The organism is Streptomyces sp. NPDC056948 (assembly GCF_042674225.1).
In the GTDB taxonomy this organism is placed as follows: Bacteria; Actinomycetota; Actinomycetes; order Streptomycetales; family Streptomycetaceae; genus Streptomyces; species Streptomyces purpurascens.
The window spans coordinates 1-18,602 of sequence record NZ_JBHUQX010000040.1 but is presented as its reverse complement, the minus strand read 5'-3'; the positions used below and the strand labels follow the sequence as shown (position 1 = coordinate 18,602).

At 71.1% G+C, this 18,602-nt stretch carries 18 protein-coding genes and 2 pseudogenes; 14 read left to right on the top strand and 6 right to left on the bottom strand.

The annotated features are described in order from the left end of the window. The first annotated feature begins 20 nt into the window (after positions 1 to 20). Both ACFTZL_RS07795 and ACFTZL_RS07790 read left to right on the top strand, forming a co-directional pair. On the top strand, positions 21 to 440 hold the full coding sequence (locus ACFTZL_RS07795; RefSeq protein WP_382579487.1) for an arsenate reductase ArsC: 420 nt from the start codon (positions 21 to 23) through the stop codon (positions 438 to 440). A gap of 5 nt (positions 441 to 445) precedes the next feature. After that, a pseudogene (locus ACFTZL_RS07790) lies at positions 446 to 738 on the top strand (NAD(P)/FAD-dependent oxidoreductase); the annotation flags it as partial. A 21-nt stretch (positions 739 to 759) separates the two neighbouring features. On the opposite strand, the gene ACFTZL_RS07785 reads toward ACFTZL_RS07790, so the two are convergent. Next, complete coding sequence (locus ACFTZL_RS07785) at positions 760 to 1,407, bottom strand: TetR/AcrR family transcriptional regulator (RefSeq protein ID WP_382579485.1); 648 nt, start codon at positions 1,405 to 1,407, stop codon at positions 760 to 762. A 131-nt stretch (positions 1,408 to 1,538) separates the two neighbouring features. Between ACFTZL_RS07785 and ACFTZL_RS07780 the strand changes: the two genes are divergently transcribed. From ACFTZL_RS07780 to ACFTZL_RS07770, 3 genes are all read left to right on the top strand, one after another. After that, a complete protein-coding gene (locus tag ACFTZL_RS07780; RefSeq protein ID WP_382579483.1) occupies positions 1,539 to 1,928 on the top strand; it encodes a VOC family protein in 390 nt (129 codons plus the stop codon). Positions 1,929 to 1,973: 45 nt separating this feature from the next. Beyond that, a complete protein-coding gene (locus ACFTZL_RS07775; RefSeq protein ID WP_382579482.1) occupies positions 1,974 to 2,573 on the top strand; it encodes a dihydrofolate reductase family protein in 600 nt (199 codons plus the stop codon). A 136-nt stretch (positions 2,574 to 2,709) separates the two neighbouring features. Continuing rightward, complete coding sequence (locus ACFTZL_RS07770) at positions 2,710 to 4,440, top strand: GAF domain-containing protein (RefSeq protein ID WP_382579480.1); 1,731 nt, start codon at positions 2,710 to 2,712, stop codon at positions 4,438 to 4,440. A 22-nt stretch (positions 4,441 to 4,462) separates the two neighbouring features. On the opposite strand, the gene ACFTZL_RS07765 is transcribed toward ACFTZL_RS07770, so the two are convergent. Next, positions 4,463 to 5,164 carry a response regulator gene (locus tag ACFTZL_RS07765; protein ID WP_382579479.1) on the bottom strand — a complete coding sequence of 234 codons (702 nt, stop codon included), beginning with the start codon at positions 5,162 to 5,164 and terminating at the stop codon, positions 4,463 to 4,465. A gap of 246 nt (positions 5,165 to 5,410) precedes the next feature. Here ACFTZL_RS07765 and ACFTZL_RS07760 point away from each other — a divergent pair, with 246 nt between their 5' ends. From ACFTZL_RS07760 to ACFTZL_RS07740, 5 genes are all read left to right on the top strand, one after another. Beyond that, the gene (locus ACFTZL_RS07760; protein ID WP_382579477.1) at positions 5,411 to 6,319 is read left to right on the top strand and encodes a universal stress protein; all 909 of its coding nucleotides are present in this window, start codon (positions 5,411 to 5,413) and stop codon (positions 6,317 to 6,319) included. Positions 6,320 to 6,323: 4 nt separating this feature from the next. Further along, positions 6,324 to 7,229, top strand: a complete 906-nt coding sequence (locus ACFTZL_RS07755; RefSeq protein WP_382579475.1) for a universal stress protein — start codon at positions 6,324 to 6,326, stop codon at positions 7,227 to 7,229. A gap of 16 nt (positions 7,230 to 7,245) precedes the next feature. Beyond that, on the top strand, positions 7,246 to 7,740 hold the full coding sequence (locus ACFTZL_RS07750) for a flavodoxin domain-containing protein (protein WP_382579473.1): 495 nt from the start codon (positions 7,246 to 7,248) through the stop codon (positions 7,738 to 7,740). Between the two features lie 163 nt (positions 7,741 to 7,903). Then, the gene (locus tag ACFTZL_RS07745) at positions 7,904 to 8,977 is read left to right on the top strand and encodes a zinc-dependent alcohol dehydrogenase family protein (RefSeq protein ID WP_382579471.1); all 1,074 of its coding nucleotides are present in this window, start codon (positions 7,904 to 7,906) and stop codon (positions 8,975 to 8,977) included. Positions 8,978 to 8,999: 22 nt separating this feature from the next. After that, the gene (locus tag ACFTZL_RS07740; protein ID WP_382579469.1) at positions 9,000 to 9,674 is read left to right on the top strand and encodes a helix-turn-helix domain-containing protein; all 675 of its coding nucleotides are present in this window, start codon (positions 9,000 to 9,002) and stop codon (positions 9,672 to 9,674) included. Between the two features lie 51 nt (positions 9,675 to 9,725). On the opposite strand, the gene ACFTZL_RS07735 is transcribed toward ACFTZL_RS07740, so the two are convergent. Then, positions 9,726 to 10,184: a Crp/Fnr family transcriptional regulator gene (locus ACFTZL_RS07735; protein ID WP_382579467.1), complete on the bottom strand. Its 459-nt coding sequence runs from the start codon at positions 10,182 to 10,184 to the stop codon at positions 9,726 to 9,728. Positions 10,185 to 10,374: 190 nt separating this feature from the next. Here ACFTZL_RS07735 and ACFTZL_RS07730 point away from each other — a divergent pair, with 190 nt between their 5' ends. Then, positions 10,375 to 11,250, top strand: a complete 876-nt coding sequence (locus ACFTZL_RS07730) for a universal stress protein (protein WP_382579511.1) — start codon at positions 10,375 to 10,377, stop codon at positions 11,248 to 11,250. Between the two features lie 92 nt (positions 11,251 to 11,342). Then, entirely contained in the window at positions 11,343 to 13,730 is a 2,388-nt protein-coding gene (locus tag ACFTZL_RS07725; protein WP_382579466.1) for a glycoside hydrolase family 65 protein, read from the top strand. Positions 13,731 to 13,782: 52 nt separating this feature from the next. Here the strand turns inward: ACFTZL_RS07725 and ACFTZL_RS07720 are convergent, their stop codons facing one another. The 3 genes from ACFTZL_RS07720 to ACFTZL_RS07710 all read right to left on the bottom strand — a co-directional run bounded on the left by ACFTZL_RS07720 (position 13,783) and on the right by ACFTZL_RS07710 (position 17,145). Then, positions 13,783 to 14,274, bottom strand: a complete 492-nt coding sequence (locus tag ACFTZL_RS07720; RefSeq protein WP_382579464.1) for a hemerythrin domain-containing protein — start codon at positions 14,272 to 14,274, stop codon at positions 13,783 to 13,785. 62 nt (positions 14,275 to 14,336) lie between these two features. Beyond that, positions 14,337 to 15,524 (bottom strand): M20 family metallopeptidase, encoded by a 1,188-nt coding sequence (locus ACFTZL_RS07715; RefSeq protein WP_382579462.1) that lies wholly within the window; start codon positions 15,522 to 15,524, stop codon positions 14,337 to 14,339. A gap of 67 nt (positions 15,525 to 15,591) precedes the next feature. Continuing rightward, complete coding sequence (locus ACFTZL_RS07710) at positions 15,592 to 17,145, bottom strand: AbgT family transporter (RefSeq protein ID WP_382579460.1); 1,554 nt, start codon at positions 17,143 to 17,145, stop codon at positions 15,592 to 15,594. Positions 17,146 to 17,318: 173 nt separating this feature from the next. On the opposite strand from ACFTZL_RS07710, the gene ACFTZL_RS07705 reads away from it, so the two are divergent. After that, complete coding sequence (locus tag ACFTZL_RS07705; protein ID WP_382579458.1) at positions 17,319 to 18,353, top strand: Lrp/AsnC family transcriptional regulator; 1,035 nt, start codon at positions 17,319 to 17,321, stop codon at positions 18,351 to 18,353. A gap of 94 nt (positions 18,354 to 18,447) precedes the next feature. Then, positions 18,448 to 18,602, top strand: a pseudogene (locus ACFTZL_RS07700) (SHOCT domain-containing protein); the annotation flags it as partial.

The window sequence follows — 18,602 nt, the reverse complement described above, 5'->3', positions numbered from 1 at the left end:
CACTCACGAAGGAAGAACCGATGTCCTCCAGCCCGCTCGCCTCCGTGCTGTTCGTCTGCGTCCACAACGCCGGACGCTCGCAGATGGCTGCCGGATTCCTCTCCCACCTCGCGGGCGACCGGATCGAGGTCCGTTCCGCCGGCTCCATCCCGGGCGACCAGGTCAACCCCTCCGCCGTCGAGGCCATGAAGGAGGTCGGCGTCGACATCGCCGACGCCCAGCCGAAGATCCTCACCACCGAGGCCGTCCAGGCATCCGACTACGTCATCACCATGGGATGCGGCGACGCCTGCCCGATCTTCCCCGGCAAGAAGTACCTCGACTGGGCCCTGGAAGACCCGGCCGGCAAGGGCGTCGAGGCCGTCCGCCCCATCCGCGACGAGATCAAGAACCGCATCGAGGCCCTGATCGCCGAGATCGACGCCAAGCAGGAGGCGTGACCCAGGTGACCGACACCGGGATACGCGAGGTCATCGTCATCGGCTCCGGCCCCGCCGGATACACCGCCGCCCTCTACACCGCCCGCGCCCAGCTCACACCGCTCGTCATCGGCGGCGCCATCTTCGTCGGCGGCTCGCTCACCACGACCACCGAGGTCGAGAACTTCCCCCGGCTTCCCCGAGGGCATCAACGGTCCGGATCTGATGCGACCTCACCGGCGACATCAAAGAGGTCACCGACTCCGCGGGCACCGTCCACCGGGCCAGGTCGGTGATCGTCGCGACCGGCTCCGGCTACCCAGCATGATGGAAGGACCCTTCAGGCGATCGCGTAGTCACGGAGGGCCGGTTCGAGAAGGTCGAAGGCGTGTGCCGCTTCCTTCGCGATCGTCTTGGCGATCTCGTCGTTGGTGTGCCCGGCCAGGGTCAGGTCCTGGATGCGTTGGAACAGGACGCGGTGCGCGGCGCCGAGCAACGCGGCGACCGTGCGGACGGTGATGTCGTCCGGCCGCGCACCGACGGCCTCGGCGAGGGCCTCGGCCAGCGCCTGCTCGCGCTGGTCGTGCAGGTTGCGCAGGCACGCCGACAAGGTGGGGCTGTCGGTGATCATGCGGGTGAAGTCCGGGCCGGCGAATCCGGCGACCGGGTCCCGCGTCGCGACAGCGGCCTCGAAAGCACGGCGAAGCGCCGCGAGGGCGGACTCCCCAGGGCGGCGGGAGGTCACGGCGCGCGCCAGCGTGGCGCTGAACTCGTCCTGGTGGTCGAGAGCCAAGTCCTCTTTGCGCGCGAAGTAGTTGGTCACCGTCTTCTTCGCGACGCGGGAGGCCGCCGCGATCTCGGCGATGGTGGTGTTCTCGAAGCCCTGCTCGATGAAGAGCCGTGTCGCGTGGTCGGAGATCAGCTGTCGCGTCTCCTGCTTCTTCGCCTCCCGCAGGCCCAGCGGGGCGGTGCTCGTCCTCGTCTCCATGAGCAAATCTTACCTCGGTAGTAAAAATATGTTTACAGCGTTGGTCGCATGGAAGTAATGTTACTACCGACGTAAGATCAGTACGGATCAGTACCGTCCCGAGCTCCCGCAGCCTGGAAAGGGAACCCCTCTTGAGGATCACCGCCTCCACCGTCTCCCTCACGGTCGAAGACATCGCGGCCTCCCGCGGTTTCTTCACCGAGCACCTCGGCTACCGGGAACAGGCCGCGGCCGACGGATTCGCCTCCCTCACCCGTGACGATGCCGCCGTCGACATCGTCCTGCTCCGGCGGGGCATCGACGTCCTGCCGCCCGACCAGCGCGACCGGCACGCCGGCGGGCTGATCCTCGCCTTCACCGTCACCGGCCTCGAAGCCGAGGAGAAACGGCTGCGTTCCGAAGGCGTCGACATCACGATGCCACTGCGCGAAGAGCCATGGGGAGAACGCCTGTTCCAGGTCACCGACCCCAACGGGGTCATCGTCCAGTTCGTCGAGTGGGTCACACCGGACCACTCCTGATCCCCCGCCGACCGGATCGTGCAGACCCAGAAGAGAGAGCACCGCATGCGAAAGCTCGTGTACTACATCGCCACCACGCTGGACGGCTTCATCGCGGGCCCGGACGGCGCCGATCCCTCGGGCCCGGACGGCTTCTGGCCGATCCCCGAGGACTACATCCGGCACCTTGTGACGGAGTACCCGGAGACCTTGCCCGTCCAGGCCCGGGCGGCGCTGTCCGTCACCGCGCACGGCACGCACTTCGACACCGTCCTCGAAGGACGGCGCAGCTACGAGATCGGTCTGAAGGCCGGCATCACCGATGCCTACCCCCACCTGCGTCACCTGGTCTTCTCCCGGACCCTCACCGAGAGCCCGGACCCGGCCGTCGAACTGGTCGCCGACGACCCCGTGGACAAGGTGCGGCAGTTGAAGCGGGAGGACGGCAAGGACATCTGGCTGATAGGCGGCGCGGAACTGGCCGGTGCCCTGTACGGCGAGATCGACCAGCTCATCTTCAAGATGGCACCGCTGACCATCGGCGCCGGAATCCCGGTCTTCTCCCACAAGGCCGCCTTCGATCCGCGCGGCTGGGAGCTCACCGGCCACACCGTGCTCGACAGCGGCGCGGCCTTCCTCACCTACGCGCGGGCCACCGGGGACTGAAGTCGTCCGTCAGGACCCGGCCGCGTGGCCGCGAGGGCACATCCAGGGCACCCTCTCACCAGGGCGCCACGCACTATCGTGAGGGAAGGAAGGCGCCTGATCCGGGTGCGTCCGCGTGAGCCGGTCGGAGGCGACGATGAGCGGGGAACGGCCCGGTCGATCCGAGCAGCACCTGCCCAAGCTGCGGCTGGACGAACTGCTGGACGAGCTCCAGGCGCGGATCGACGCGGCGCGGGGTACCCAGGATCGTGTCCACAGCCTGCTGGAGGCGGTGCTGTCGGTCGGCCGGGAGCTGGATCTCGCCCAGGTGCTCCGGCGTATCGTCGAGGCGGCCGTGGTGCTCGTGGACGCCGAGTACGGGGCCCTGGGGGTCATCGGCGACGACCGTATGCTCTCCGAGTTCCACACCGTCGGCATCAGCGACGAGCTGCGGGCCCGGATCGGGGGCCTGCCCAGCGGGCACGGCATCCTGGGCGAGCTGATCCGGCACCCCGAGCCGCTGCGGCTGACGGAGATCTCGGAGCACACGGCCTCGTACGGCTTCCCGCCGCACCACCCTCCGATGCACTCCTTCCTGGGCGTGCCCATCCGGGTGCGTGACCAGGTGTTCGGCAACCTCTACCTCACGGAGAAGCGCAGCGCGGAGGAGTTCGACGCCGAGGACGAGTCGGTGCTCGCCACCCTCGCGGTGGCAGCGGGCGTGGCCATCGAGAACGCGCGCCTGTTCGAGGAGACGCGGCTGCGCGAGCGCTGGGTGGGGGCGAGCTCCGAGGTCACGCGGGCCCTGCTGTCGGGCGCTCCGAGCACGGACGTCCTCGAACTGATCGTGGAGCAGGCGCGTCAGATCGCCGACGCCGATGCCGGGATGATCGCCGAGCGGGTGCCCGAGGAGACCGCGCTGCGGCCGTTGCTCGCCGTCGGGCTGGACGCCGAGCGGCGCAGCGGTCTGGTGATGTCCGGCACGGACGGATTCGTGGCGGCCGTCCTCACCACGGCGGAGCCCGCGGTGAGCGCCGACATCCAGGAGGACGCGCGGACCAGCGGGGACGCGGCGCAGTGGGTCGGGCTCGGACCCGTGGTCGGTGTTCCGCTGGAGGCCGGAGGCAAGGCCGGCGGTGTGTTGCTGCTGGGGCGCGCGGTGGGACGTACGCCGTTCACGGACGCCGACACGCGCCCCCTGCTCGGGTTCGCCGGGCAGGCGGCGCTGGCACTGGAGCTGGCCGAGCGGCGCCGGGACGCCGAGCAGATCGCGCTGCTGCGGGACCGCGACCGTATCGCCCGTGACCTGCACGATCTCGCCATCCAGCGCCTGTTCGCGGCGGGGATGACGCTGCAGAGCACCCAGCGTTTCATCGACCATCCGGAGGCTGTGGAGAGGCTGTCGCGGACCGTGGACGATCTGGACGAGACCATCAAGATCATTCGGTCCACGATCTTCGGCTTGCGGACCCACGGCGGGGCGAGGGAAGGCAGCGGTCTGCGCGGCCGGGTGTCGGACACGGTGACGGCGGCGGCCTCGTCTCTGGGCTTCGCTCCCGCGGTGCGGATCGAGGGGCTGGTGGACACGGACGTGCCGGGCGATGTCGCCGACCACACGCTCGCGGTGCTCGGCGAGGCGCTGAGCAATGTGGTCCGGCACTCCGGAGCCCGCTCCGTGGACGTGCACCTGAGGTGCGCGAAGGGCGAGTTGACGCTCACGGTGACCGACGACGGCCGCGGGATCCCGGACGGTGCCGTACGCAGCGGCCTGAGGAACATGGAGGAGCGGGCGCTGGCTCTCGGCGGCGAGCTCCGGCTCGGCGAGCGCCCGGAGGGAGGCGGCACCCGGGTGCTGTGGCGGGTGCCGGTGCGGCCGGCCCGAGAATGACGTGGATGGCGGCGGCCCCGGCTCAGTGTGACGGGTGCCCGCCCGTCCCGGGGTGCTCCCACTGCGAGGCGAGGACCGCGGCCTGAACCCGTCGCTGGACGCCGAGCTTGGCCAGGAGCCGGGAGATGTGGTTCTTGACGGTCTTCTCGGACAGGTAGAGCTTCTTGCCGATCTCGCGGTTGGTGAGCCCGTCCCCGATCAGGGCGAGAATCTCCCGCTCGCGCGGCGACAGGCTCGCCAGCTCGGGGGCGATGGCCGGTTCCTCGGACGGGCCGGCGCGCAGCGAGCGCATCAGCCGGGCCGTGGTCTCCGGGTCCAGCATGGACCGCCCGGAGGCGACCGTACGTACCGCCGAGACCAGGTCGGAGCCCTTGATCTGCTTGAGGACATAGCCGGAGGCCCCGGCCATGATCGCGTCGAGCAGGGCCTCCTCGTCGTCGAACGAGGTCAGCATCAGACAGGCCAGTTCGGGCATCCGGCTGCGCAGTTCGCGGCAGACGGTGATGCCGTCGCCGTCCGGCAGGCGTACGTCGAGGACGGCGACGTCGGGGCGGAGCGCCGGGCCCCGGGCGAGCGCGTGCTCGACGTTCTCGGCGTCCCCGACCACCGCGATGTCGGGCTCGGTGTCCAGCAGGTCGGCCAGGCCGCGCCGCACGACCTCGTGGTCGTCGAGCAGGAAGACCCGGATCGGGTGCTCCTCGGTGAAGGCGCGCGGCTCGGTCATCTCGACCCCTCGTCGGCCGGAAGGGCGGACTGCGGACCGCCCGTGACCACGATCATTACGTGCGGGGACCGGACGCGCTAGGGCCGATCGGCCCAAGGCATGTCGTGGGCGGAGTACCGCCGCGCCTGCTGTTTCGACCGTGCGGTAGGGCCCTTCGGTCCCGGCAGGGGACCTACGGCCCCTCCACCGCGACGGCCGGGAGAGGCGACGCTCGAATCGAGAGCTTCTACTCCGGAGGTGGAGACCATGTCTCGCACGATCACCGTGGGTCTGGACGGCTCGCCCGAGAGCCGCGCCGCCGCAGAGTGGGCTGCCCGCGAGGCGGCGCAGCGCCGGCTGCCGTTGAAGATCCTTCATGTGTGGGAGCCGGCGCCGGAGCCCATCGAGCAGGCCCCACAACTGGGTGTCGAGACCCGGCAGGACTGGAGCGAGAAGATTCCCCGCGAAACCGCGGAAGGTGTCGGTCTGCGTCACCCCGGCGTCGAGGTGACCTCCGAGCACCTGACCGGCCACCCGAGCAAGGTGCTGGGCGAAGCCGCCAAGGAGGCCGAACTGCTCGTCCTGGGCTCGCGCGGTCTGAGCGGCATCGGCGGGTTCCTGGTGGGTTCGGTCGGCCTGGCCGTGGTGGCCCGTGCCGAGCGTCCCGTGGTCCTGGTCCGGGCCGGTGAGCAGGCGGCCGATGAGCACGAGAAGGACGCGGCGGGCATTCCGTCGGCCGCCACGCGGTACCGGCCGGTCGTGCTCGGCCTCGACACCGGGCACCTCGACGCGACGGTGATCGACTTCGCCTTCGACGCGGCCGCCCGGCGCGGGACCGCCCTACGGGCCCTGCACGGCTGGCACCTGCCCTCATGGTTCGTCTACGGCAGGGGCGCCGGCGACGTGTACCGGTACGACGAGGTCGTCCGTTCGCAAGCCCGTGCGCTCACCGACGCACTGCGCCTGTGGAGGGACAAGTATCCGTCCGTCGAGGTGGTCGAGGTGTCCCGCTCGGGCGGCGCGGCGGCCCATCTGATCGACGCCTCTCGCCAGGCGTCGCTGGTCGTCGTGGGACGGCGGGTTCGCCGCAGCCCGTTCGGGGCGCACATCGGTCCCGTCACGCACGCGGTGTTGCACCACGCGGCCGCCCCGGTCGTCGTCGTGCCGCACGACTGACGTCATGAATCCGCCCGTCGTCGTCGGTGTGGACGGCTCCGAGTCCAGCCTGCGGGCCGTGGACTGGGCGACCGACGAGGCCGCGCTGCACGGGGTGCCGCTGCGTGTGGTGTACGCGTCGCTGTGGGAGCGCTACGAGCATGCCGTCTTCGCCGGGGGGCCGGGAAAGACGGAGCGGATTCTCACCGAGGTGCTCGTGGTGGCCGCCGCCGAGCGGGCTCGGAGGCGGGTCCCCGGCATGGAGATCGCCACCGAGGTCGTGCCCGAGGGGCCGGTGCCCGTCCTCCGTCGCGCGGCGCGCGGTGCCTCCGCGCTGGTCGTGGGGTCTCGCGGCCGCGGGGGCGCCGCCGAACTGCTGCTGGGCTCGGTCAGCCTGGCCGTGGCAGGGCACGCCGACGGTCCGGTGATCGTGGTGCGCGGTGACCACGACGACCAGGCCGGGGCCCGGACTCGGTGCCGGCGCATCGTGGTCGGGGTCCCGGACCACGGGGCGGACTCGGCGGCAGTGCGTTTCGCCTTCCGGGAGGCGGCCCGGCGTGCCGCGCCGCTCGAGGCCGTACGGGCCTGGCACAGCCCCGCGTACGAGACCACCGACCACCTTCCGTTCACCGGTGAACCCGCCCGTGCGCACGAGCAGCGCGCCGTCGAGGCCCTGGAGGCCGGGCTGCATGCGCCGGCCGAGGAATACCCGGCCGTCGAGGTGCGCCGACGGACCGTCGAGGGTCCTGCCCGCGCCGTACTGCTCGACGCCTCGGCCGATGCCGCTCTCCTGGTGGTGGGCGCCAGGCGTCCCCACGGCCGCATCGGGCCGCAGACGGGCCGCGTCACGCATGCCGTGCTGCATCACGCGGCCTGCCCGGTCGCGGTCGTACCCGAGCGTGTGGCCGGCGACCGGCCGCGCGAACCGTGAGAGGAGGCGGACCGTCATGGAGAAGAACGTGCTGGTCGCCTACGGAACGACGAACGGCTCCACGGCGGAGATCGCCGAGACCGTCGCGGAGATTCTGCGCAAGGACGGACTGACGGCCGAGGCGCGTCCCGCCCGGGCCGTGGCGACCACGGAGTCGTACGACGCTGTCGTGGTCGGCGGCGGGCTGTACGCCGGCCGCTGGCACAAGGACGCCCGGCGCTTCGTCCGGCGTCATGGCAAGGCCCTGGCCGAACGCCCCCTGTGGTTCTTCAGCAGCGGCCCGCTCGACCCCTCGGCCTCGGAGCGGGACATCCCGCCCGTGCCCGGCGTGAAGAGGGCCATGGTGCGGCTCGACGCGAGGGAGCACGTCACCTTCGGAGGCTGCCTGGAGGAGGGCGCGAAGGGCTGGGTCGCGCGGATGATTCTCCGTAACGGGAAGGGCGGGGACTTCCGCGACTTCGAGCGGATCGAGGCGTGGGCGGCGCGGATCGCTCACGAGCTGGCGGGCTGACTCCCGCGGCGCCCGGCACAGGATCCCGAGCCCGGTGCAGTCGGTGAAGAAGGACGGATCCGTGATAGGGCCGACCGGCCCAAGCGCCTCCCGCCGGCCCGCGCCAAGCTTGAATGGCGGTGCAATACCGGCATCGCGCCCATACCGGAAAGGTGGCAGTGCCATGAAGGGCTACGTCTTCCACGGCCCCGGACAGTCCGCCTGGGAGGACGTCCCGGACCCCGGCATCAAGGAGCCGACCGACGCCATCGTGCGGGTGGACGCCGTCACCATCTGCGGAACGGACCTGCACATCCTCAAAGGCGACGTTCCCGAGGTGCGCCCCGGCACGGTGCTGGGGCACGAGGCGGTCGGTGAGGTCGTCGACATCGGCGGTGACGTGGGCAGCGTGCGGCCGGGAGACCGGGTCCTGGTCTCCTGCATCACCGCCTGCGGCCGCTGCCGCTACTGCCGCGAGAGCATGTACGGCCAGTGCCGGGGCGGCGGAGGCTGGATCCTGGGCCACCTGATCGACGGCACCCAGGCCGAGTACGTCCGTGTGCCGTACGCCGACCTGTCCGTGCACCCCCTGCCCAGCGCCCTGGACAGCAAGGACGCCGTGCTGCTGGCCGACATCTTCCCGACCGGGTACGAGGTGGGCGTGCTCAACGGACACGTCCGGCCCGGGGACACCGTCGCCGTCGTGGGCGCCGGCCCCATCGGGCTCGCGGCCATCGCGACCGCCCGGCTGTTCGCTCCGGAGCGGATCGTCGCCGTGGATCCGGCCGCCGCGCGGCTGGACGCGGCCAAGCGGCTGGGCGCGGACGCGGTGGCGGACGCCCGGGAAGGCCCCGAGCTGCTGGTCTCGGACCTCACCGACGGGCTGGGCGCCGATGTGGTCGTCGAGGCCGTGGGCGTCCCGGAGACGTTCGAGCTGTGCACGCGCATGGTGCGGCCGGGCGGGCACGTGGCCAACGTCGGCGTGCACGGGAAGCCCGCGGCCCTGCACCTGGAAGACCTGTGGATCAAGAACGTCACCATCACCACGGGCCTGGTGGACACGTACTCCACCCCCACGCTGCTCCGGATGGCCGCCGCCGGGCGGCTGCCCACCGGGCAGTTGGTCACGCACATCTTCCCGCTGACCCGCATGGAGGAGGCGTACGACGTCTTCGGCCGGGCCGCGGACACCGGTGCGCTCAAGGTCGTGCTGGGCGAGGAGCAGCACGAGGAGATGGTCCCCGTGAGGGCGGCCTGACGAAGGAGAGAGGTGAAGGGCCATGACCGAACAGGCCTCGTCGCACGCTGTGCAAGGGCGCCCGATGGGCGATCTCGGGCGGCGGATCACTCAGCGCCGTACGGAACTCGGCCTGACCCGGCAGGAGACGGCCACTCGGGCGGGCATGGCTCCGGCCTACGTCCAGTACCTGGAGGAGCGGCCGGCCGCGGACCCGGGCGCGGGCACGCTGCTCCGGCTGGCAGGCGCGTTGCAGACCACGGTGTGGCACCTGACCGGCGGCGACGTCGAGCTGCCGCCCGGCCTCGGCCGGGCTTCCCGAACCCCCCGGTTCACGGAGCTGACCGAGGCGGAGTGCCGCTCCCTGCTCTCGACGCACGGCGTGGGACGTCTCGCCGTGGCCACGGCCTCCGGACCGGTCGTCGTGCCGGTCAACTACAGCGTCGTCGACGGTGAGATCGTGTTCCGCACCGATCCGGGAACAGCACCCGCGGAAGCGGCCGGTCATCGGGTCGCCTTCGAGGTCGACCGTATCGACGAGGCGTTCAGCGAGGGCTGGAGCGTGCTGGCACGCGGCCCCGCCAGGGCTGTGACGGATCCGGACGAGGCGGCCCGCCTCGAGAAGCAGGTGTTCAGCACGCCGTGGGCCGGTGGCCGGCGCGAGCTGTGGCTGTGCATCGAGCCCGTCGGCGTCACCGGGCGCCGGATCACGGTCTGACCCGAGAGGGCCGACGAGGAGACGAGGACGGGGCAGGCCGTGACACATCGCTCATGCCGGGCTCCCGCTGCCGTACGGGGCGTACAGATCGAGCAACCGGACTCGCGACGCATGCAGCCGGTCGGCGACCGCGCGGCCGACCCAGACCGCGATCGCGCGGCCGAACCCGGCGTCCTGGGCGCACATCGCCCGCACGGCTTCCGCGTCGAACTCGAAGGCCCGCACCGGGCTCATCGCCTCTCCGCCCAGGTGCCACACGTGCGGCGGGAAGTGCCACGACCAGCCGACGAGTTCGCCCTGCCCCAGGGAGGCGACGACAGCGGCCCGCCGGCCCGGGACATGGAGGTCGAGCGCGACGGTCCCCGTCCGCACGATCCAGAACCGGTCGGCACGCCGGCCTTCCTCGAAAAGGCGTGCACCCGCGTCGAAGGACACCTCGCGGGCGATGCGCATCAGCCGTTCGCGCTGCGCGGCCGGGAGAGCCACGGCCAGGTTGGTGGTGGAGGTCATCGCTCCGACTCCCTTCGGCCGTCCTGCGGGGGGTTTACTGATTACAGGGTGTGCCGGACCGCCGCGGGCCACCACGGGCCGCCCGGACCTGGCCGGGGGCCGGTCGGCCCCTCGCGTGCGGCCTCCGCGGGTGCGACGGTGAGAGTGGATCTGCCGGCTGCCCACTGACGAGGCGGTGGGAACGATGACCATGGAACTGCCCCTGATCGTGGGTGTCGACGGATCGGACGGCAGCCTGCCGGCGGTCGACTGGGCGGTGGACGAAGCCGCCCTGCACGGTCTTCCGGTGCGGCTGGTCCATGCGTCCCTCTGGGAGCGGTACGAGGGCATCACACCGGCCGTCGGTCCGGACCGCCCGGCAGGGCAGGTGCCGGCCGACCACATCGTCGCCTCCGCCGCGGAGCGTGCCGGGCGGCGCAACCCCGACGTGAAGGTGTCCACCGACGTCCTCCTGGCCGAAGCGGCGGACTCGCTCCTGCACGAGGGCAACAACGCCACCGCCCTGATCACCGGATCGCGAGGCCGCGGCGGCCTGAAGGGAATGCTGCTCGGCTCCGTGGGCCTGGCGGTCGCGGCCCGCGCCCACTGTCCGGTCGTCGTGGTACGGGGCGACAAGGCCGGGCTCGCCGGTACCCACGAGCGGATCCTTCTCGGCGCCGGAGACCCCGCGACGAGCGCGGAAGCCGTCCGGTTCGCCTTCCGTGAGGCCGAGGCCCGAGGGTGCGCGCTCGACGTGGTCCGGGCCTGGCGCTGCCCCGCACAGGAGGCCGACGACACGGCCGCGCTGGCCGAGGCACCCGACCGGTACCACGAGGAGCGGGCCCGCACCGAGCTCGTTGAACTGCTCCGTGACGCGATGGCCGAACACCCGGGCGTCCGGGTGCGCCGTACGACGCCGGAGGGCCCCGCCCGCAAGGTGCTGGTGCACCTGTCGGCCGCGGCCGACCTCGTGATCGTCGGAGCGCAGCGCCGGCAGGGCCACTTCGGGCTCCAGCTCGGCAGGGTGGCCCACACACTGCTGCACCATGCCCGGTGCCCCGTGGCGGTCGTGCCTCAGCGGGTCTGAGCGCGCCCGCGCCGAAGAGCGCGGCGGGCCCGGCGAGGCGAGAATGGGAGAGCGTCGGGCCTCGCCGCCCTTTTCGCAGAGGAGACAGCCTCGTGACGGACCGGACGCGGGAGCACGACGGGACCTGGGAATACGAGGGCTACCGTCCTGGGGACGAGCGGCTGAGGGAGTCGCTGTGCACCCTGGGCAACGGCTACTTCGCCACCCGCGGGGCGCTGCCCGAATGCGCGGCGGACGACATCCACTATCCGGGCACGTACATCGCCGGCTGCTACAACCGGCTCGCCTCCGAGGTCTCGGGACGCCAGGTCGAGAACGAGGACCTGGTCAACGTCCCCGACTGGCTCCCGCTGCGCTTCCGGCTCGCGGACGGGGAGTGGCTCACCCCCGATACGGGGACCGTTCTGGAACACGGTCAGGCCCTCCACCTGGACTCGGGAGTGCTGGAGCGCCGCACCCGGTACGCCCTCGGTGAGGGGCACGCGCTGTCCGTACGGCAGCAGCGACTGGTGCACATGGCCGATCCGCACCTCGCGGCGCTGCGCACCGAGTTCACCGCCGAGGGCTTCACCGGCGAGCTGGAGGTCGAGGCGGCGCTCGACGGCGGCGTCACCAATGCCGGGGTGCCGCGCTACCGGGACCTGGACGGTCGCCACCTGACCCATGTGCACACCGGTACGGCGACGCCCGGCACGGTGTGGCTGCGCTGCCGGACCCGCTCCTCGGACATCCGCATCGGCATGGCCTGCCGGCTGACGGCCGGGGCACCGGTCACGGACGCGCACGAACCGTCGCGCGCCGTTCAGCGCCTCGTGCCGGCCCTGACGCCCGGCCGCACCGCCACCGTCGACAAGACCATCGCCCTGCACACCTCGCGCGACCCCGCGATCAGTGACCCGCTTCGGGCAACGGTGGACCGGGTGAGCGCGGCACCGGGTTTCGACGACCTCCTGGCATCCCACCGCACCGCCTGGAACCAACTGTGGCGCCGGGCCGAACTCGACGTCCCCGGGGAAGCGGGCCAGATCCTGCGCCTGCACCTGTTCCACGTGCTCCAGACCCTCTCCCCGCACACCGCCGACCTGGACGTGGGCGTCGCGGCCCGCGGACTGCACGGCGAGGCCTACCGCGGGCACGTCTTCTGGGACGAGTTGTTCGTGCTGCCGTATCTGAACCTGCACTTCCCCGAGGTGTCCCGCGCCCTGCTCCGCTACCGCCACCGGCGCCTGGACCGGGCCCGCGTCGCGGCTCGAGCCATCGGCCGGCGTGGCGCGCTGTATCCGTGGCAGAGCGGCAGCGACGGACGCGAGGAGACCCAGCAACTGCACCTCAACCCGCGCTCGGGCCGCTGGCTGCCCGACCACACCCACCTTCAGCACCACGTCGGATCGGCGATCGCCTACAACGTGTGGCAGTACTGCGAGGCGAGCGGAGACGCCGAGTTCCTGCACACCAAGGGCGCCGAGATGCTGCTGCACATCGCGCGCTTCTGGGCCGACTCGGCTGCCTGGGACGAGCACCTCGGACGGCACCGCATCCGGGGCGTGGTCGGCCCCGACGAGTACCACGAGGCCTACCCCGGCGCCGAGAGGCCCGGCCTGGACGACAACGCGTACACCAATGTCATGGCCGCCTGGGTCCTCACCCGCACCCTGGAGGTGCTGCGCACGCTGCCTGAACCCCGCCGCCGTGAACTCGTCGAACGCACAGCTCTGGACGACAGCGAACCGGACCGCTGGGAGGACGTCTCGCGGACCCTTCACGTGCCCTTCCACGACGGAGTCATCAGCCAGTTCGAGGGCTACGGCGACCTGCCGGAACTCGACTGGGACGACTATCGCAAGCGCTACGACGACATCCGGCGCCTGGACCGGATCCTGGAGGCGGAGGGGGACACGGTCAATCGCTACAAGGCGTCGAAGCAGGCCGATGTGCTCATGCTCGGCTATCTCTTCTCGCCGGCCGAACTCCAGGGGCTCTTCGGCCGGTTGGGCCACGCGCTGGACGAGGGAACCTGGCGGCGGACGGTCGACTACTACCTGGGCCGCACCAGTCACGGCTCCACCCTCAGCGGCCTGGTCCACGGCTGGGTCCTGGCCCGTTGCCGACGCGCCGAGGCATGGACGTTCTGCCAGGAAGCTCTGCGCGGCGACATCGCCGACCTGCAGGGCGGCACCACCGGCGAGGGCATCCACCTGGGCGCCATGGCCGGCACCCTCGACCTCGTCCAGCGAGGTCTGACCGGCCTGGAGACCCGCTCCGGAGCGCTGTGGCTGGACCCCGTTCCGCTGCCCGAGCTGTCCTCGTACGGCTTCTCCATCAGCTACCAGGGCCACTGGGGCATCAAGCTGCGGCTGACGAGCGGACAACTGGAGATCGCCGTGCCGCCGTCCGACCTGATGCCGATCGACATCGAGCTGCCCGACCGCGCGGTCAGCGTCCAGCCGGGAGAAACGTGCCGGCTCTTCCTTGCGGACTGATCGACCAGGCACAGCCCGGGGCCGAGTGCTTCGGGCAGCGGCCGAGTCGCGGTCAGGAGCCGACGATCCGGCGCACGTTCTCCGCGGCCCCGCAGCCTTCCTTCAGCCGGCGCTCCCGTTCCGCCAGGAACGCCCCGCCCAGTTCCTCCCGGCGGTCCATGGCGACGTTCTCGCGGGCTCCGTTGAGGATGGTGCGCTCTTCCTCGTCGGTGTGGTGGGTGATGGCCTTCACGAGCTCTTCCAGCTTCTCGTCCCACTCGGCGGAGCCGACCTCGTCGACCTCCAGGAGTTCGAGGAGCGCCTTGTTGCCCTCCTTGTGCTCCTCCTCGCCGTGTTCGAGCTCGTCGTCGTCGATCTTCTTGTAGCGCTTGAGGGCGGGGTACACCTTCGACTCCTCCGCCAGCGCGTGTGCGATCAGCAGGTCGGCGAACTCCCGCAGGGCGGCCGCCCGGTCGGCTTCGACGCTGCGCATCAGATGGAAGAGATCCTCCATCCTTCTGTGGTCCTGGAGGATGAGTTCGACGACGTCTCGTGTCTCGGCCATGGGCGGGCATCACTTCCGTACGAAGGAACCTTGCCGGACCCGACTACCCCCGCCCGCCGCGTTCAGCCGCGCGGCGGCTCCGTCAGCCGGGCCAGCAGGCCGGCGACCAGGGCCGTCTGGGCGGGCACCGTGTCGGGGTGGATGAACTCGCCCTGGGCGTGGGCACCGTCGCCGATCGCGCCCATGCCGCACAGGACCGGCAGGCCGAGGGCCGCGACGAAATTGGCGTCGCTGGCACCGCCGACGGCGGCGGTGGGAAGGTCGGCGCGGCCCTGTGCGCGGGCGACGTCGCGGGCGAGGGCGAGGAGCGGGGCGGAGGCGGCGTTCAAGGTCATGGGCGGCCGGTTCCAGGCATGGTCGACCTCGATGCGTACACGGGGGTCGCTGACCTCGATGGCGGCGAACTCGGCGTCCACGCGGTCCTGTTCGGGCTCGCTGCTGACCCGGATGTCGACGCTGGCGGTGGCCCGACCGGCGACGACGTTGGTGGCCGAGCCGCCGCTGATCAGGCCGGTGTTGATGGTCGTGCCCTTCTCGGGGCGGGCGATCCTCTCCGCGGCGAGGACGAACTCGGACAGCGCGGTGATCGCGCTCGCCCCGTTCTGCGGCGCAAGACCGGCGTGCGCCTCGACCCCGGTGGCGGTGACCTTGAAGATCCCGGAGCCCTTGCGGGCGGTCTTGACCGCGCCGTGGGCGGTGGGCTCCAGGACCAGCGTGGCGTCGGCCTTCCGGGCGGTCTCCTCGATCACCGGGCGGGAGGAGAGGGAGCCGATCTCCTCGTCGCCGTTGAAGAGGAAGGTGACGGTGGGCAGGGGCGTTCCGGTCTCGCGGGCCAGCTTCAGGGCCCAGATGCCCTGCGCCAGGCCGGTCTTCATGTCGAAGATGCCGGGCCCGCTGAGCTTCCCCCGGCCGTCGGGTCCGGCCGGCGGCTGCTCCCATCCGGCGAGCGTCCCGGTCGGCCACACGGTGTCGTAGTGGCCGACGAGGGCGACGTGCCCGGGCCCGGTGCCGTGGTACGTCAGGGTGAGGGTGTCACCGCACTCGCCGCCGTCGTACCGCTGCTCGCGGTCGGGCTTCCCCAGCCTGTGGACGGCCAGTTCGCGCAGGAGGTCCAGGCCCGCGGCGAGCCCCGGCAGGTCGTGGCTTCCGGTCTCCTGACGGACGAGGGCGAGGATGTCGGTGACGATCTCCGACGAGACCTCCTGGGCGCGGGCGGTGACGGCGGCGGGTGCGGGTGACGATGTGGTCATGACCGGCTTTCTCGTGTCTGTCGCACGTCTCGTACGACGGTGTCGTGCGGGCTGCCGAAGGGGCGGGTCAGCCGACGCCGAAGGGGATGCCGAGCAGGTACCAGGCCACGAAGAAGGCGACCCAGACGATCCAGACGACGGCGGCGATGGGGATGGTGAAGGAGGCCAGCGTGCCGATGCCGGCGGACTTCTTGTGCTGCTGGATGAAGCCGAGGCACATGGCGAAGTAGGGGCTCATCGGGGTGACGCAGTTGGTGACGGAGTCGGCGACCCGGTAGACGGCCTGCGTGGTCTCGGGCTTGATGCCGATCAGCATCAGCATCGGGATGAGCACCGGGGCGGCCAGCGCCCACAGGGCGGAGCCGCTGGTGATGACCAGGTTCATGAAGGTGATCAGTACGGCGATGCCGACCAGCACGGTCCAGCCGCCGAGGTGCATGTCCTTCAGCGTCTCGGCGCCCTCGATGGCGATGACGTTGCCGATGTTCGTCCACTTGAAGTACGCGAGGAACTGGGAGATCGCGAAGAACAGGACGAGGATCGGGGCGAAGGCGCGGGTGCCCTCGACCAGCGCGTCGACGATGTCGTTCGCCGCGCGGAAGGTTCCCGTCATACGGCCGTAGACGCAGCCGAGCAGGGAGAAGAACAGGAACAGCACGATCGACATGCCGGAGATCACCGGGGACTCGACGAGGGAGCCGTGTGCGCCGCGCAGCGGAGAGTTCGCCGGGATCATGGCCGCCGCCAGGACCGCCATGAAGCCGAGCGCCGTCAGGCCGGTCGTCCGCAGGGCGCGGCGCTGCTCCGGGGTGACCTCGATCGCCTTCAGTTCCTCGGCGGTCAGCGCCTTGACCGGATCGTCGGGGTCCAGGTCCGAGCGCTTGGCGATGACCTTCTCGACGACGAGCGTGATGACCAGGGCGACCAGGACGGACGAGGCGAGGCCGAAGAAGTAGTTCGCCACCGGGGTGACGACGTAGTCGGGGTCGATGGTGTGGGCGGCGGCCGTCGAGATCGACGACAGCAGCACGTCGGTCGTGGTGAGGGACGGTGAGGCGTCGTAGCCGGCGGAGATGGAGACGTAGGCGACGATGCAGCCCAGGACGGGGCTGCGGCCGGCCGCGCGGAAGATGAGCGCGCCCAGCGGGATGAGCGTGACGTACGCGGCGTCACCGGCGACATGCGCGACCATCGCCGTCATCGACAGCGCGAAGGTGAGGTACTTGCCCGGCACCCGCGCGACCATGCGGCGCAGCAGGGTCGTGAACAGGCCGCTCGCCTGGGCGACGGCAATGCCGAAGCCGACGATGAGGATGGTGGCCAGCGGCGGGAAGGTCGCGAAGTTCTCGACGGCCCCCTCGACCATCGTCGTCAGCCCCGCCTTGCTGAGCAGGCTCCGCACCTCGATGGTGTCGTGCGTTCCGGGGTGCACGGTGCTGACACCTGCCGCCGCCAGGATCGCGCTGAGGACGATCACGACCCCGGCGAGGATCCAGAACAGCCAGAACGGGTTGGGCAGCTTGTTGCCGACCTTCTCGATCGCCGCGAAGGCGCGGAACGCGGCACGCAGGGCTCTCGAAGGGGGCTCGGTGGGCTGGGGCTCGGTGGCGGTGGCACTCATGGGTACCTCTTCGTGCATTCGGGAGAGGGGGTCCGGGATGCTGCGTGGGGAACAGACGGAAACGCGTGGGGGACGTTTCCGCAAACCATGGCACCAGAGTGAGAGATTCTCTAGCCCCCGCGTGTAACAGTGGGAATAATCGGCAGTGCGCCCGCAGTCTAAGGTGGGGCACCATGACCCGCCCTCTCCTCGACGAGCTCGACCGGCGCCTGATCGGGGCGCTGCACCTGGCGCCCCGGGCCACCTGGGACGACATCGGCGGGATCCTGTCCGCCGACGCCGGCACGCTGAGGCGCCGCTTCGACCGGCTGCACGAGGCCCGGATGATCCGCGTGATCGGGCAGGCCGACTGGGGCGTGCACTCCACCGCGATGCCGATTCACGTGTTTCTGGACATTACCGGCGAAACTCCGCTGGCTGTCCTGGACCGGCTACGTGACCTCCCCCACCTACAGCTCCTGGCGCAGATCTCCGGCGACTATCCCCTCTACGCCGTCGTCCACGCCCCCTCCGAGGCGGCCACCAGCGAGGCGATCGACCGGATGTTCTCGGTCCCCGGCGTACGCCGCGTCAACGCCCTGCCCGCGCTCAGCACCCTGCGCCGGGGCATCACATGGGACCCGCAGTTTCTGACCGGCACCGAGCGGGCCGGCCTGCTGAAGCTGACCGGCGCGCATCCGGAGGGCACCGCGACCGCGACACCCCCCGCCAAGCCCCTCAGCGAGGCCGAGCGCACGATCGTCGCCCTGCTGATCCAGGACGGCCGCGCCTCCGCCGCGAGCGTCGCCCGTGCCGCGGGCCTGGCCACCTCCACCGCGCACCGCGTCGTGCGCCGGGTCCTGGACGAACGCTGGGTCAAGCCGCGCCTGGAGATCGTCTCCGAGTGGCTCGGCTTCGAGACCCCGTTCATGCTGCGCCTGCGCGTCGCCCCCGGCGAGACCCCCGAGGTCATGCGCCGCATCGACCTGCTCCCCCAGACCCGCCTCGTCGCGCATGTCGCCAGCGACATGTCCGTACTCGCCACCGGCCTGGTCGCCGACCGCTCCGCCCTGGCCCGCTTCGTCGACGGCGAGTTGGCGAGGATCCCCGGCATCACCGCGGCCAGCGTGGCCGTCATGCTCGCGGAGCCGCGCCGCTACTGGCTGGACCGGGACCTGGTCACGGGGCTCGGGGAGTTCCGCGCGCCGACTCTGCTGAGGTCGCAGTAGGGCGACGCCATGCGCCGCCCGGCCACCCTCGTTAATGTTGACAAGTAGGAAAAAAGCGCCAAAAAGCGCTGGTTCCTCGTCCGTGGGAGAAGCGATGGGCAGCTATGTGAACCTGGCCTACGACTACCCGGTCCTCGGGGCCTTCTGGACGATCATGTGGATCTTCCTGTGGGTCATGTGGATCTTCCTGCTGTTCCGCGTCATCGTCGACATCTTCCGTGACGACGCCCTGAGCGGCTGGGCCAAGAC

Coding starts and splice junctions, on each gene's coding strand:
- ACFTZL_RS07715 (WP_382579462.1), bottom strand. CDS start 15,524: ATGACCACATCGTCACCCGCACCCGCCGCCGTCACCGCCCGCGCCCAG.
- ACFTZL_RS07775 (WP_382579482.1), top strand. CDS start 1,974: ATGCGAAAGCTCGTGTACTACATCGCCACCACGCTGGACGGCTTCATC.
- ACFTZL_RS07755 (WP_382579475.1), top strand. CDS start 6,324: ATGAATCCGCCCGTCGTCGTCGGTGTGGACGGCTCCGAGTCCAGCCTG.
- ACFTZL_RS07745 (WP_382579471.1), top strand. CDS start 7,904: ATGAAGGGCTACGTCTTCCACGGCCCCGGACAGTCCGCCTGGGAGGAC.
- ACFTZL_RS07765 (WP_382579479.1), bottom strand. CDS start 5,164: ATGACCGAGCCGCGCGCCTTCACCGAGGAGCACCCGATCCGGGTCTTC.
- ACFTZL_RS07720 (WP_382579464.1), bottom strand. CDS start 14,274: ATGGCCGAGACACGAGACGTCGTCGAACTCATCCTCCAGGACCACAGA.
- ACFTZL_RS07770 (WP_382579480.1), top strand. CDS start 2,710: ATGAGCGGGGAACGGCCCGGTCGATCCGAGCAGCACCTGCCCAAGCTG.
- ACFTZL_RS07735 (WP_382579467.1), bottom strand. CDS start 10,184: ATGACCTCCACCACCAACCTGGCCGTGGCTCTCCCGGCCGCGCAGCGC.
- ACFTZL_RS07705 (WP_382579458.1), top strand. CDS start 17,319: ATGACCCGCCCTCTCCTCGACGAGCTCGACCGGCGCCTGATCGGGGCG.
- ACFTZL_RS07750 (WP_382579473.1), top strand. CDS start 7,246: ATGGAGAAGAACGTGCTGGTCGCCTACGGAACGACGAACGGCTCCACG.
- ACFTZL_RS07795 (WP_382579487.1), top strand. CDS start 21: ATGTCCTCCAGCCCGCTCGCCTCCGTGCTGTTCGTCTGCGTCCACAAC.
- ACFTZL_RS07710 (WP_382579460.1), bottom strand. CDS start 17,145: ATGAGTGCCACCGCCACCGAGCCCCAGCCCACCGAGCCCCCTTCGAGA.
- ACFTZL_RS07785 (WP_382579485.1), bottom strand. CDS start 1,407: ATGGAGACGAGGACGAGCACCGCCCCGCTGGGCCTGCGGGAGGCGAAG.
- ACFTZL_RS07740 (WP_382579469.1), top strand. CDS start 9,000: ATGACCGAACAGGCCTCGTCGCACGCTGTGCAAGGGCGCCCGATGGGC.
- ACFTZL_RS07760 (WP_382579477.1), top strand. CDS start 5,411: ATGTCTCGCACGATCACCGTGGGTCTGGACGGCTCGCCCGAGAGCCGC.
- ACFTZL_RS07730 (WP_382579511.1), top strand. CDS start 10,375: ATGGAACTGCCCCTGATCGTGGGTGTCGACGGATCGGACGGCAGCCTG.